The following is a 13,648-nucleotide window of genomic DNA, read 5'->3' on the forward strand; positions in this document are numbered from 1 at the left end:
GCGCGGGTCCCGGCGCGGGTCCCGGCGCGGGTCAGAGCCCCACGATCAGCTGGATGCAGATGATCTTGACGAGGATGGCGAGGGCGAAGAGCGTCGCGTAGCCGGTGTTGACCCGGCTGTCGGAGACCCTGCTGTTGGCGTACGCGGTGATGGCGGGGTTGCCGACGTAGCCGGCGAGGAGCCCCATCGTGCGGGGCCGGCTCTGGCCGAGCAGCCGGGCGACGAGGACCATGAGGGCGTAACTCAGCACCGCGCTGACGAGCAGCACGGTGAGGAGCTTCAGGCCGAAGAGGGAGAAGGCCTCGCGGCGGAAGGCGTAGCCGGAGGTGAGGCCGACGCAGGCGAGGAAGATCAGCAGGCCGATCTGCCGGAGCGTCAGGTTGGCGCGGGTCGGCAGCACCCACACCAGGGGGCCGGTCCGCCGCAGCCTGCCGAGGACCATGGCCATGACGAGGGGCCCGGCGGCCGTGCCGAGGGACAGCACGGTGGAGCCGATCGTGAGTTTCGGGATGCCGATGAGGAAGCCGGCGGCGAGTCCGAGGCCCATGCTGACGGCGCTGACCTCGCTGACCTTCGCCTCGGTGTCGCCGAGGAAGCCCGTCACCTCCGCGGTGCGTTCGCGGGGCATGACGACGCGGACCCGGTCGTCGAGCTGGAGCAGCAGGTCGTCGTGGGCGAGGAGATCCTGGTCGCCGCGGCGGACGCGGGTGGCCTTGGCCCCGTACCGGTCGCCGAGGCCGAGTTCGGCGACGGTGCGGGCGGCGAGGTCGGGGTTGGTGAGGAGGATCCGGCGGTAGTCGACGACGTCGCGCCGGTCGAGGAGGTGGGCGGGGGCCTGGACGCCGAGCGCGGCGACGCCGGCGGCGACCGCCTCGGGGCCGCCGACGAGGACGACCTGGTCGCCGGGGGCGAGGGCGTCGAGGTCGCGGGCGACCCGGGGCGTGCCCTCCGCGGGCCGGTGGACGCTGGCGAGGAGCAGCCCTTCGGCGGCACCGGGGACGTCGGCCCAGCGGACGGGGCGGGTCACGTCGACGGTGCGGGTGACGAGCTCCCTGGGGAGTCCGGCACCGGGGTCGCGGCGGGCGGACCAGCTCCGGACGGCGGCGATCGCCGCGACGAAGAGGATCGTGAGGACGACGGCGAGGGGGTAGCCGATGGCGTATCCGGTGGCGGCCTGGGCCGGGTCGTCGGAGGCGGCCTGGGCGGCGGCGAGGCCGGGGGTGGTGGTGCCGATGCCCGCGTACCCGCCCGCCAGGTAGGGACCGTCGATGCCGAAGACGGTGCTGCCGAGGAAGCCGACGGCGAGGGCGGTGACGACGAGCGCGGCGACGGCGCCGAGCATCACGGCCAGCTGGGGCCGGAGTTCGCGGAAGAAGGCCGGTCCCGCTTCGAGACCGACGGTGTACACGTACAGCGCGAGGCCGAGGACGGAGAGGCCGGCGGGGACGGCCGGGCCGATGTCGGGGTCGAGCGCGCCGAGCAGAAGTCCGACGAAGAGGACACCCGCGGCACCCAGCTTGACCGGACCGAAGCGGACCATGCCGAAGAGCGATCCAGCCGCAATGACGATAAAAAGGGTGAACCACGGATAGTCAGCGAAAAATTGCCACATGGGATTACCCAGTCATATCCGAGGGCATTTTGCACGCTCATACGAAAGGGCGGACAGCGTGACTCGACCGAGGATTCTCGTGGTGGGCGCCGGATTCGCCGGAGTGGCCTGCGTGCGGCGGCTCGAACGGCGGCTCACGGACCGGGAGGCGCTGATCACGCTCCTGTCGCCGTTCTCGTACCAGCTGTACCTGCCGCTGCTCCCCCAGGTGGCTTCGGGTGTGCTCACCCCGCAGTCGGTCGCGCTGTCGTTGCGGCGCAGCGAGCGGCACCGGACACGGATCGTCCCGGGCGGGGCGGTCGGCGTGGACACGGCGGCGAAGGTCTGCGTGGTGCGGACGATCTCCGGCGAGTACGTGACGGAGCCGTACGACCATCTCGTCCTCGCGCCCGGCAGCGTGACCCGCAGCTTCGACATCCCGGGCCTCGCCGAGCACGCGCGCGGCATGAAGACGCTCGCGGAGGCGGTGTACATCCGGGACCACGTCATCGCCCAGCTGGACCTCGCGGACGCGAGCAACGACGAGGCCGAGCGGGCCGCGCGGCTGCGGTTCGTGGTGGTCGGCGGCGGCTACGCGGGGACGGAGACGGCGGCCTGTCTCCAGCTCCTCACCCACAACGCGGTCAAGCGGTATCCGCGGATCGATCCGCGGCTGATCAAGTGGCATCTGGTGGACATCGCGCCGAAGCTCATGCCCGAGCTGGGCGACAAGCTGGGCGGCGCCGCGATGGACATCCTGACCCGCCGGGGCATCGAGGTGTCGCTCGGCGTGTCGGTGGCCTCGGTCGACGAGGAGGCGGTGACCCTCACGGACGGGCGCGTCCTGCCCAGCCGGACGCTGATCTGGACGGCCGGGGTGGCGGCGAGCCCGCTGATCGGCACGCTGGGCGTGGACACCCTCCGGGGGCGGCTCGTCGTCTCCCCCGACATGGCCGTACCGGGCCTCGACGGGGTGTGGGGGCTCGGCGACGCGGCGGCGGTGCCCGATCTCGCCAAGGGCGAGGAGGGGGCGGTCTGCCCGCCGACCGCGCAGCACGCGATGCGGCAGGGCAAGGCGCTCGCCGACAACGTGGTGGCGACGCTGCGCGGCGAGAAGACCCACCCGTACGTCCACAAGGACCTGGGGCTCGTGGTCGACCTCGGCGGGATGGACGGGGTGTCGAAGCCGCTCGGCGTGGAGCTGCACGGGATGCCGGCGCAGGCCGTGGCCCGTGCCTATCACTGGTCCGCGCTGCGGACGAACGTGGCCAAGACCCGGGTCATGACGAACTGGCTCCTCAACGCCGCCGCCGGGGACGACTTCGTACGGACCGGGTTCCTCGCGTCGAAGGCGGGGACGCTGCGGGACTTCGAGTACGCGGACGTCTATCTGACGCCGGAGCAGGTACGGCTCCACACGGCCTCGTTCCGCGGCGGGGCGGTCGGGGCCGGCTGACGCGCCCGACCGGCTGACACTCCGGGCCTCCCTGCCCGGCTGACGCGCCCGCCCGGCCGACACGCCGGCCCGGCCTGCCCTCGGCCCGGCCTGCCCTCGGACCGGCCGGCCCTCGCCTCGCGCGCCCGAGGTCGCCCTCAGCGCGCGAGGTCGGGGGCCGGGCCCATGACGACGACGGGTTCGCGGGCCGGGTCGAGGGCGACCAGGAGGTCGCGGAGCGGGCCGCGCTCCAGGGCGATGCACGCCTGGGTGGGGCCGCCGTGGTCGACGTGGACCCAGACGCCGCCCCCCTTCTCGGCGCCGAGCGGACGCTCCTTGTCGAGGGGGGTGCGGCCGGGCACGCGGTTGTAGTCGATGGCGATGACGTGGTCGAAGGAGCCTTCGAGGGACTCGCCGGAGAAGCCGGTGCCGCTGATGGCGAACTCCTCGTCCTGGTCGTACGGGAGGCGGGCACCCGGGTCGGGAAGCCGCCCGCCCGCGTCGCCGAGCCGGAACACGCCGATCGGGGTGCGCAGGTCCCCCGCGTCGTGGTCGGCGGTCCACCCGGCGAGCCCGTTGTGGGCGGGCCACGGACCGGCGGCCTCGGTCCACCGGCCCGCCGCGTTCCGCTCGTAGAGCACGGCCGTCGCCGTGCTGCTGTCCACGGTGGCCCCGCTGACCACGAAGGCCTGCGAGGTGCCGTCGGGGATCCGGGCCAGGGTGTCCGGGCCGAGGCCGGGGATCCCGGGCGCGCGTGCGGGGGTCCCGGGCGCGCGGTCGGGGCGGGCGTCACCGGCGGTGGGTGCGGGCGCTGCCGCCGGGGGCTTGGGAGTGGACGGCGCGGGGGCGGGCGGGGCGGCGGGCGCGCAGCCCGTGAACAGCAGGGCCGCGCACAGTGTGGCGGCGCTCAGCAGCGCGGGGGCGCCCTTGCGGACGGGCATGGGGGCATCCTCCTGGCCGGGGGCAATGCAGCGATCCGTACCCGTTCGGCGGTCGGGGCTGTCGCCGGGCCCGCGCCCCCACCCGTACGGAGTACCCCCCCGCCCCGAGGAGAAAACGGTTGACCGGTCGAGCCGGGCGCGGTTTCCTGCCCGAATGAACGATCTTCATGACGGTCTTCGCATCGAACGGGCGGGGAGCGAGGCCCAGCTCGGGGACTGGCGGGCCGTCCACAACACGATCATCCCCACGGCCGTCCTCTCCCTCGACGAGGTACGGGAGCGGGCGGGCCGGAACCGGCTGGACGTCGCGTACCTCGGGGACGTCGTGGTGGGCTGTTCGACGGTCCGGCCGCCGGACGAGGAGACGACGGCCGCGACCGTCATCGCGCGGACCCTGCCCGCCTTCCGGGGGCGGGGGTTCGGGACGGCGCTGTACGAGCGGGGGCTCGCGCACGCGCGGACGCTGAGCGACGAGGGGGTCGAGACGGTGGTCCTCGCCTCGAACGAGGAGGGGCTGCGGTTCGCCCTGGCGCGCGGCTTCGTGGAGGTGGAGCGGTACGTCCTGCCGGGCGACACGGTGCCGTTCGTGGCGCTCCGGCTGGCCTGAAGTCCCCGCTCCCCGACCGCTATCTGACGAATCGTCAGATCATTGCGTCGCGGGTATGGGAACCTTCGCGGCCCGACGCTACCCTCCGCGCATGATTCGGACAGTGGTGTGGGGTACCGGAAATGTCGGGCGCGCGGCCATCCGTGCCGTGGACGCCCACCCGGGTCTCGAACTCGCGGCCGTCCTCGTGTCCGACCCGGCGAAGGTCGGCCGCGACGCGGGCCGGCTCGCGGGGCTCGGGTGCGACCTCGGGGTGGTGGCCGACGACGACGTCGGCGCGGTGCTCGGCGGGCGGCCGGGGGCGGTGGTGTACGCGGCCTCGGGCGACACCCGGCCCGACGGGGCGCTCGCCGACGTGGCACGGGCGGTGGCGGCGGGCGCGGTGGTGGTCACGCCCGCGCTGTACCCGCTGTACGACCAGCGCAACGCGCCGCCGGAGTTCCGCGATCCGGTGCTCGCGGCGGTCGCCGAGGGCGGCGGTTCGCTCTTCGTGTCGGGCGTGGACCCGGGCTGGGGCAACGACGTGCTGCCGCTGCTCGTGAGCGGGCTCGGCGCCACGGTGGACGCGATCCGCTGCCAGGAGATCTTCGACTACTCGACGTACGAGCAGGAGGAGTCGGTCCGGGAGCTGGTCGGGATGGGGCGGCCGATGGAGTACGAGCCGCCGATGCTGTGGCCCTCGGTCCCGACCATGATCTGGGGCGGGCAGGTGCGGCTGATGGCCCGCGCGCTGGGGGCCGAGCTCGACGAGATCCGCGAGACGATGGAGCGGCGGCCGCTGGAGACCACCGTGAAGACGCGGACGATGGGCGTCTTCGAGGCGGGGACGCAGGGCGCGATCCGCTTCGAGGTGCAGGGCATCGTCGACGGCGAGCCCCGGATCGTCATCGAGCACGTCACCCGCATCCACCCCTCGTGCGCGCCGGACTGGCCGGTGCCCCCGGACGGGGCGGGCGCGCACCGGGTGATCGTCGAGGGCAGCCCGCGGATCGAGGTGACGGTGGCGGCGACCGACGAGGGCGAGAACCGCTCGGCGGGCGGCAACGCCACCGCCGTGGGCCGGCTCGTCGGCGCGATCGACTGGCTGGTGGCGGCGGAGCCGGGACTGTACGACGCATTGGACGTACCGCTGAGGCCGGCGGTCGGCAAACTCGGAAGGAGACCGCGGTGATCATCGACATTCCCGAGGGCCAGGAGCCGATCGGGTACGTGTGGGGCGACATGGTCCCGGAGATCGGGACGGCGGCGGCGAACTTCTCGCTGTCGGTGTACGCCCATACGACCCTGGGGCTGCGCGAGTTCGAGGCGGCGCGCCTGCGGATCGCGCAGATCAACGGCTGCGGGTTCTGTCTGGACTGGCGTACCGACCGGGACGGCGAGAAGGTCGAGGAGGGCTTCGACGAGGTCGTCGCGGCCTGGCGGACGACGGAGGTGTCGGAGGCCTTCGACGAGCGGACGCGACTGGCGGCCGAGTACGCGGAGCGGTACGCGCTGGACCACCACGGCCTGGACGAGGAGTTCTGGGCGCGGATGACGGCCCGGTACAGCCAGGAGGAGATCGTGGAGCTGACGATGAGCCTGGGCTCGTGGCTGGCCTTCGGGCGGCTCAACCGGGTGCTCGGTCTCGACACGGTGTGCGTGCTGCCGACGGGGTGAGGCCCGGCGCACGGAGGGGCCGGCCGGTTCTCGAACCGGCCGGCCCCTTCGTGTACCCGCCGGGTCAGAAGTCCTCGGCGATGATGTTCTCGATGTTGCGCTCGGCGAGGGCGGTGATGGTGACGAACGGGTTGACGCTGGTGTTCCCGGGGATGAGGGAGCCGTCCATCACGTAGAGCCCCTGGTAGCCGTGCAGGCGCCCGTGGTTGTCCGTGGCCCGGTCGAGGACGGCACCGCCGAGCGGGTGGTAGGTGAGGTGGTCGCCCCAGATCTTGTAGGCGCCGAAGAGGTCGGTCCGGTAGATCGTCCCCTCCTTGCTGTTGATCTTGTCGAAGATGGACTTGGCCATGTCGATGGACGTCTGCTTCCAGGCCCGGTCCCAGCTCAGGTCGACCTTGCCGGTGGACGGGTTCCAGGTGAACTCGGCGCGGCGCGGGGTGCGGGTGATGGAGAGGTAGAAGGAGGCGTAGGTCTCGATGCCGGTGGGCAGCGGGGCGACCTCGGCGAAGGCGCCTCCGGCCTCCCAGTTGTCGATGCCCGCGGTGGGCATGGAGGACTGGAGTTTCCCGGTCGGGTCCCACATGTGGTTGGCGCGGCCGCACATGACGTTGCCGTTGTCGCCCCAGCCCTTGCCGATGTGCTCGTTGAGCGACGGCAGGGCGCCGGTCGCCTTGAGTCGGGTGAGGAGCTTGCTGGTGCCGACGCTGCCGGCGGCGAAGAAGACCCGGTCGGCACGGACGGTCTTGGTGACGAGGGTGGCGCCGGTGGTGTCGATCTGGTCGATGACGACGGTGTAGCCGCCTCCGGCGGCGGGGCTGACGGAGGTCACCCGGTGGAGCGGGGAGACGTTCACCCTGCCGGTGGCGGCGGCCTGGGCCAGGTACGTCTTCTGGAGGCTCTTCTTGCCGACGTTGTTGCCGTAGATGACCTCGCCCGCCAGGGCGGACTTCTGGACGGACCCGGCGGCCTCCTGCTTCATGTAGTCCCAGTCGTAGACGTTGGGCACGAAGACGAAGGGGAAGCCGGAGCGCTGGGCGTGCTTGCGGCCGACCCGGGCGTACTGGTAGCAGTCCGCGTTCTCCCACCAGTTGACGTCCACCGAGGTGACGCCCAGGCCCGCGTTGGCGCGCGGGTAGTAGGTGGAGTACATCTCGGCCGGGTCGACCGTCGGAAGGATCGCCGGGAAGCGTTCCCGGAGCGGGGTGACGGCCATGCCGCCGTTGACGAGGGAACCTCCGCCGACCCCGCGCCCCTGGTAGACGGTGATGCCGGCGAAGTCCTCGGCGTCGAGGATGCCCGTGTGGATGGGGACGTCCTTGTCGAGCGGGAAGCCGAGGAACTGGTTCAGCGGCTGCTTCGTGCGGGTGCGCAGCCAGAAGGAACGGTAGTCCGGGGTGGTGGTGTTGGCGAAGATCTTGCCGTCGGGGCCCGGGGTGTCCCAGGCCATGCCCATCTCGATCATGTGCACGTCCACGCCCGCCCGGGCGAGCCGCAAGGCGGCGACGGAGCCGCCGTAGCCGGTGCCGATGACGAGGGCGCGCACCTGGGATCCGTCGGGGATGGGGGTGCAGTTCAGTCCGGGGACCTCGGCTCGGGCGGGGGTCGTGATCGTGCCGGCGAGGGCGGCGGCGCCGAGAACAGAACCTGTTCCCGCGAGGAAGCCACGGCGGCTGACGTGGCGATTTCCCTGGCCGGGCTGGGGGTGTTCACTCATGTGATCGTCCTCACTCGCGAGTGAATGGGAACACGTTCTACGACCGGCCGCCGAGGAAGTCACGAGAAACTGCCGAGTAACTTCAGGCCGCATACGCCTTCTTGATCGCCTCCGCCATGTACGCGGCGTGGGCCCGCGCCGCGGGCAGCAGCTCCGCCCAGTCCCCGTACTCCCCCGCCAGGTACTGGTCCCGCGCGGCGGCGAGCACCGGCCGGTACTCCTCCGGCAGCTCGCCCAGCACCCACGCCGCCGCCCCGTCCTTCGAACGGATCCGGCCGGTGCGCAGGGTGGTGAGGATCCGGGCCAGGGTCAGCAGCACGTTGCGGGTGTCGCCGTCGAGGTCGGCGAGCAGCTCGGGTACGCCCGCGGCGACCGCGGCCCGCAGATCGGCCGGCGGCACCGCCTCGAAGAGCACGGACGGGCAGGGGCCGTGGAGGGAGAGGTCCCCGGCGCGGGCCATGGCGAGGAGCGGGGCGAGGTCGGGGCAGGGCGCGGGAGCGGGGGTGAGACCGCGCTCGAAGTCGTCGCGGAGCCATTCCCCGTACAGGTACTCGCACACGGGCGGGTAGCGCCAGGGGCGCACGTCGGCGTGGACGACCAGACTCAGTTCGACGGGCCGGGCGGGCCCGCCGTACGCCCGCTCGCCCGAGACGGCGAGCAGGGCGTCCGTGAGGGCGCGGCGCTCCCCCTCGGTGGTGCGCCGGGTCAGGGCGACGATCACGTCCACGTCGCTGGTGGGGCGCAGACCTCCGAGGACGGCGGAGCCGTGCAGGCACGCCGCGAGGACGGTGTCCCCGCCGAGGGTCTCGCGGACGATCCCCACGACACGGCGGGCGGCCTCGTGGTCGGCGCCGTCGTGGGCGTGAGCGGGCATGCGGCGGCTCCTGACGGGCGACGGGCGCGGGGCCGTCACCGTACCGTCGCGGCCGGAGGGGGGCTACCGAGGACGGGGCGGCCTGAGACGGGAAGGCCGGAGCAGGGAAGGCCGGAGCAGGAGCGGCCGGAGGAAGGAAGGCCGGAGGAGGAGCGGCCCGACGGTCAGGCGAGTGACGAACCGGGGGCGCCGGTGAGCCGCTCCGGAGTGAGCAGTTCGGCGAGCCGGTGTGCGGGCAGCAGGCCCTTCTCCAGGGTGAGTTCGGCTACCCCCCGGCCGGTGGCGAGCGCCTCCTGAGCGATGGCCGTGGCGGCCGTGTAGCCGAGGTGCGGGTTGAGGGCGGTGGCGAGGCCGATGGAGTTCTCCACGGCGGCACGGAGGGCCTCGGTGTTGGCCGTGATGCCGCTGACGCACCGCTCGGCGAGGGTGAGGCAGGCGGCGCGGAGCGAGAGGAGGCTCTTCGAGAGGGCGTGGAAGATGACGGGCTCGAAGGCGTTGAGCTGGAGCTGTCCGCCCTCGGCGGCCATGGTGATGGTGATGTCGTTGCCGATCACCTCGAAGGCGACCTGGTTGACGACCTCGGGGATCACCGGGTTGACCTTGCCGGGCATGATGCTCGAACCCGCCTGGACCGCCGGCAGGTTGATCTCGCCGAGGCCCGCGCGCGGCCCCGAGGAGAGCAGGCGCAGGTCGTTGCAGGTCTTGGAGAGCTTGACCGCGATGCGCTTGAGGACCCCGGAGAGCTGGACGAAGGCGCCGCAGTCCTGGGTGGCCTCGATGAGGTTGGCGGAGGTCACGAGCGGCAGACCGGTCAGGTCGGCGAGGTTGCGGCGGGCGGTCTCCGCGTAGCCGGGGGCGGCGTTGAGGCCGGTGCCGATGGCGGTGGCGCCGAGGTTGATCTCGTGGATGAGCTCGACGGCCTCGGCGAGGCGCCCGCGGTCCTCCTCCAGCATCACGGCGTACGTGGAGAACTCCTGGCCCAGGGTCATGGGCACCGCGTCCTGGAGCTGGGTGCGGCCCATCTTGACGACCTCGCGGAACTCCAGGGCCTTGGCGGCGAAGGCGTCCTGGAGCACGGCCATGGCGACGAGGAGCTCACGGGCCGCGCCGATCGCCGCGATGCGGATGGCGGTCGGGTAGACGTCGTTGGTGGACTGGCCGAGGTTGACGTCCTCGTTGGGGTGGAGGCGGGCGTAGTCGCCCTTGGCGTGGCCGAGGAGCTCCAGGGCTCGGTTGGCGACGACCTCGTTGGCGTTCATGTTGGTCGACGTGCCGGCGCCGCCCTGGACCACGTCGACGACGAACTGGTCGTGGAGGTGTCCGGACCTGATCTCCCGGCAGGCACCGGCGATGGCGTCGGCCTTGTCGGCGGGGAGCAGGCCGAGCTCCTCGTTGGCGCGGGCCGCGGCCTCCTTGACGGCGGCGAGCGCGTCGATGAGCAGGGGGTAGACGGAGATCGGCGTGCCGGTGATCGCGAAGTTCTCGGTGGCGCGCAGGGTGTGCACGCCCCAGTAGGCGTCGGCGGGAACGTCCCGGTCGCCGAGCAGGTCGTGCTCGCTGCGGACGGAAGGGGTGTGCGGGGCGGGTGCGGAAACCATGGGAGCCGTCCTTGCGGGGAGGGGGAAGCGGCGTACGAGGTATGGGGTACGGGCCGCTGGGAGTACGGGGTACGGGTGCGGGCAGCTCGGCGTGCGGGAGGGGCCGCGCTGAGTACGGGAGGGGCCGCTCGGAGTACGGGAGGGCTGCCCGGAGTGCGCGCGCCGGCGTGACGGCCGCCGGCAGTGGCGTGGGTCCGACGCGCGGGCACGGCTCCGCCGCGGCCCGACGGGCGGTCGCGGGGCGTACGGCCCCGCGGCCCGACGGGCGGTCGCGGGGCCGTACGCCGGCAGGGGGTGCAGGAAGGTTGGCGCCGGTTCGCGGGCGGAGGGTGGGGAACACTCCGCCCGCGAACCGGGGTTTCAGGGGCCCGGGTCAGGGGCCGGTGGGACGGGGGCGCCGGTCGAGCGGACCGGCCCCCGGGCCGCCGTCCGGGTCAGGCGCGCGTGGCGACGGCCGAGGCCGACCGGGAGCCGCCGGTGGCGAGCGCGGGCTCCGCGCGGACGGGTCCCTCCAGAAGACGGCGCAGGAGCGCGGTGCGGCGCGCGGGGTCCGGGCTGACGTCACCCTCGGCGAGGACGGCTGCGAGGACGGCGATCCGCGCCTGGGCGGCCCGGAGCGTGCCGGTGAGCAGCGCTCCGGCGGCGACGAGGTCGACCGCTCCGCCGCCGGTGTAGATCTCGGCGAGCGGTCCCGCGGGGACGCGGGTGCTCACGGCGACGAGGACGCCCTGGGCGACGGCGTCCGCGACGGCGGCGGCGATCTCGGGGGTGGCGTTGCCCGCGCCGGTCGCTTCGAGGACGAGGCCCCGGGCACCGGCGGCCACGGCCGCCTTGAGGAAGAGCGCGTCGCCGTCGGCGTGGTGCGTGACGATGTCGACCCGCGGCAGCGGAGCCACGCCGGGGGCGGTGGCGCCGGGGTTCGCGGTCAGGGCCGCGTCGGGGAGCGGCAGCGGGGCGGGGCGCTCCGGGAGGCGCTCGACGTCGACGCGGGAGAAGCCGACGCGGCCGAGACGCTCGGCGGAGGGGTCGGAGAAGGCGTCGGCGGCGAGGGTCTGGGTCTTGACGGTGCCGCGGGCCGCGTGGACGCGTCCGTCGAACACGACGAGGACGCCCAGCTCGCGGACGGAGGCGGCGACCTGGAGGGCGTCGTACAGGTTCCCGGGGCCGTCGCCGTCGCCCGTGCCGAAGGGGCGCTGGGCGCCGGTGAGGACGACCGGGCGGGCGTCGGAGTGGTGGAGGTCCAGGAGGAAGGCGGTCTCCTCCAGGGTGTCGGTGCCGTGGGTGACCACGATGCCGTCGACGCCGGGGTCGGCGAACGTCTCGTGGACGGTCCGCAGGAGGGCGAGCTGGTGCGCGGAGGTCATGCGCGAGCTGTTGACGTTGAAGAGGTCGACGACCTCGACACCGACGCCCTCGGGGAGGGGGGCGGTGGCCAGGACGTCGTCACCGGAGGCGTCGGCCGCGTAGCCCGTGCCCTGCCAGCGGCTGGCGATCGTGCCGCCGGTGCTGATGACGACGATCCGGCGCGGTCCTCCGTCGTTCGTCCGCTTCATGCCTGCCCGCCCTCACTCGATACCGACGTGCGCGTCATACCCACGCGCCCTACATCCGCAACGATAGGACAGGGGCCGCGCAAGACGATTGCCAATTCAGCCCGGCCAGCGGCTGTGCGTGATAGATAATTGCGCCATGGACCGAATCGATCTCCATATCTTGCGCGAGCTCCAGAACGACGGCCGGCTGAGCAACCAGGAGCTGGCCCAGCGGGTCGGGCTCAGCCCCTCCCCCTGTCTGCGCCGGGTGCGCCAGCTGGAGCAGGACGGGGTGATCCAGGGCTACCGGGCGATCATCGACCCGGAGGCGGTCGGGCGGGGCTTCGAGGTGCTCGTCTCGGTGGAGGTGCGACGGGACCGCGAGACGGTGGAGGCCTTCGAGGAGGCGCTCCAGGACGTGCCGGACGTCATCGAGGCGTACCGCCTGTTCGGCAGTCCGGGCTGCCTGCTGCGGATCGCGGTGGCCGATCTCGCGGCGTACGAGCGGCTGTGGATCGAGCGGCTGACGACGCTGGCCGGGGTCACCGAGGTCAACTCGCAGATCATCATGAAGCGGATCAAGGAGCCGAAGGGCATGCCCGTGGACGTCCGGGGCGCCTGAGCGCACCCGAGTACGCCCGAGTACGCCCGAGTACGCCGATCGCGACCGGGCACGTCCCATCACGGCACGGCACGGAGGCAGTCTTCGGGTCCTCCGGTCGCTCCATATGCGAGAACGTCACGGAACAGCCTCTTCCTCGTTACATGACAGGTACCTGACGTGTGTCACCCTCCCGATGACACGAAGTCAACACGCGTAGACAGCGGGGCCCTTGAGCCGGTCCCCGCCGCCCCGCGCGTACCGTCCCCGGGAAAGGGCCCCCCATGTCCGTTGTGCGGATCGCCAGATGGAAGGCGTGGGCAGCGGCCGTCGCCGCCACCCTCTTCAGCGTCACGCTCCCCGCGGTCACCGCGACTCCCGCCAGCGCCACGACCACCGCGTACGACACGACGTACTACAAGAACGCGGTCGGCAAGACCGGCACGAGCCTCAAGTCCTCGCTGCACACGATCATCAGCAGCCAGAGCAAGATCTCGTACGACGCCGTCTGGAACGCGCTGAAGGTCACCGACCAGGACCCCAACAACACGAGCAACGTGGTCCTGCTCTACAGCGGCGTCTCGCGCAGCAAGTCCCTCAACGGCGGCGACGTGGGCGACTGGAACCGCGAGCACGTGTGGGCGCAGTCCCACGGCAACTTCGGCACCTCGGCCGGGCCCGGCACGGACCTGCACCACCTGCGGGCGTGCGACGTCCAGGTCAACAGCACGCGCGGGAACAAGGACTGGGACACCGGTGGCAGCGCGGTCAGCGGCGCCCCCGGCAGCTACACGGACTCCAACTCCTTCGAGCCGCGCAACGCCGACAAGGGCGATGTCGCCCGCATGATCCTCTACATGGCCGTCCGTTACGAGGGCGACGACGCCTGGGCCGACCTGGAGCCCAACGAGTCGACCTCCAACGGCAGCGTCCCCTTCCACGGCCGGCTCGCGATCCTGAAGCAGTGGAACGAGCAGGACCCGCCGAGCGCCTTCGAGGAGCGCCGCAACGACGTCATCTACGGCACCTACCAGGGCAACCGCAATCCCTTCATCGACCACCCCGAGTGGGTCGAGGCGATCTGGTAGATCGAGCACGA

The 13,648-nt window shown here is 72.7% G+C and carries 12 protein-coding genes; 6 read left to right on the forward strand and 6 right to left on the reverse strand.

All coding sequences use genetic code 11. The annotated features are described in order from the left end of the window. Nucleotides 1-31 precede the first annotated feature (31 nt). A complete protein-coding gene (locus ACFC0G_RS17615) occupies nt 32-1,612 on the reverse strand; it encodes an aspartate:alanine exchanger family transporter (protein ID WP_376404047.1) in 1,581 nt (526 codons plus the stop codon). Between the two features lie 58 nt (nt 1,613-1,670). Here ACFC0G_RS17615 and ACFC0G_RS17620 point away from each other — a divergent pair, with 58 nt between their 5' ends. Next, complete coding sequence (locus ACFC0G_RS17620; protein WP_376404049.1) at nt 1,671-3,047, forward strand: NAD(P)/FAD-dependent oxidoreductase; 1,377 nt, start codon at nt 1,671-1,673, stop codon at nt 3,045-3,047. A gap of 137 nt (nt 3,048-3,184) precedes the next feature. Here ACFC0G_RS17620 and ACFC0G_RS17625 read toward each other — a convergent pair whose 3' ends face one another. After that, the gene (locus tag ACFC0G_RS17625; RefSeq protein ID WP_376404050.1) at nt 3,185-3,967 is read right to left on the reverse strand and encodes a hypothetical protein; all 783 of its coding nucleotides are present in this window, start codon (nt 3,965-3,967) and stop codon (nt 3,185-3,187) included. A 154-nt stretch (nt 3,968-4,121) separates the two neighbouring features. Here ACFC0G_RS17625 and ACFC0G_RS17630 point away from each other — a divergent pair, with 154 nt between their 5' ends. The 3 genes from ACFC0G_RS17630 to ACFC0G_RS17640 all read left to right on the forward strand — a co-directional run bounded on the left by ACFC0G_RS17630 (nt 4,122) and on the right by ACFC0G_RS17640 (nt 6,230). Next, the gene (locus ACFC0G_RS17630) at nt 4,122-4,574 is read left to right on the forward strand and encodes a GNAT family N-acetyltransferase (RefSeq protein WP_376404052.1); all 453 of its coding nucleotides are present in this window, start codon (nt 4,122-4,124) and stop codon (nt 4,572-4,574) included. Nucleotides 4,575-4,665: 91 nt separating this feature from the next. Then, entirely contained in the window at nt 4,666-5,745 is a 1,080-nt protein-coding gene (locus ACFC0G_RS17635) for a dihydrodipicolinate reductase (protein WP_376404054.1), read from the forward strand. Beyond that, nucleotides 5,742-6,230 (forward strand): carboxymuconolactone decarboxylase family protein, encoded by a 489-nt coding sequence (locus ACFC0G_RS17640; protein ID WP_376404056.1) that lies wholly within the window; start codon nt 5,742-5,744, stop codon nt 6,228-6,230. The genes ACFC0G_RS17635 and ACFC0G_RS17640 overlap by 4 nt, the downstream gene beginning before the upstream one ends. A gap of 64 nt (nt 6,231-6,294) precedes the next feature. Here ACFC0G_RS17640 and ACFC0G_RS17645 read toward each other — a convergent pair whose 3' ends face one another. The 4 genes from ACFC0G_RS17645 to ACFC0G_RS17660 all read right to left on the reverse strand — a co-directional run bounded on the left by ACFC0G_RS17645 (nt 6,295) and on the right by ACFC0G_RS17660 (nt 11,969). Next, on the reverse strand, nt 6,295-7,944 hold the full coding sequence (locus ACFC0G_RS17645) for a GMC oxidoreductase (RefSeq protein ID WP_376404058.1): 1,650 nt from the start codon (nt 7,942-7,944) through the stop codon (nt 6,295-6,297). Nucleotides 7,945-8,026: 82 nt separating this feature from the next. Beyond that, nucleotides 8,027-8,818, reverse strand: a complete 792-nt coding sequence (locus ACFC0G_RS17650) for an aminoglycoside adenylyltransferase family protein (RefSeq protein ID WP_376404060.1) — start codon at nt 8,816-8,818, stop codon at nt 8,027-8,029. Between the two features lie 164 nt (nt 8,819-8,982). Beyond that, nucleotides 8,983-10,416: an aspartate ammonia-lyase gene (locus ACFC0G_RS17655; RefSeq protein ID WP_376404062.1), complete on the reverse strand. Its 1,434-nt coding sequence runs from the start codon at nt 10,414-10,416 to the stop codon at nt 8,983-8,985. Between the two features lie 434 nt (nt 10,417-10,850). Beyond that, complete coding sequence (locus ACFC0G_RS17660) at nt 10,851-11,969, reverse strand: asparaginase (RefSeq protein ID WP_376404064.1); 1,119 nt, start codon at nt 11,967-11,969, stop codon at nt 10,851-10,853. A 136-nt stretch (nt 11,970-12,105) separates the two neighbouring features. Here ACFC0G_RS17660 and ACFC0G_RS17665 point away from each other — a divergent pair, with 136 nt between their 5' ends. Together ACFC0G_RS17665 and ACFC0G_RS17670 are read left to right on the forward strand one after the other, a co-directional pair. Next, nucleotides 12,106-12,570 carry an Lrp/AsnC family transcriptional regulator gene (locus tag ACFC0G_RS17665; RefSeq protein WP_024757018.1) on the forward strand — a complete coding sequence of 155 codons (465 nt, stop codon included), beginning with the start codon at nt 12,106-12,108 and terminating at the stop codon, nt 12,568-12,570. A 263-nt stretch (nt 12,571-12,833) separates the two neighbouring features. After that, a complete protein-coding gene (locus ACFC0G_RS17670) occupies nt 12,834-13,637 on the forward strand; it encodes an endonuclease I family protein (RefSeq protein WP_376404067.1) in 804 nt (267 codons plus the stop codon). The last annotated feature ends 11 nt before the right edge of the window (nt 13,638-13,648 follow it).

This window comes from Streptomyces sp. NPDC056169 (assembly GCF_042268445.1).
Taxonomy (GTDB): Bacteria; Actinomycetota; Actinomycetes; order Streptomycetales; family Streptomycetaceae; genus Streptomyces.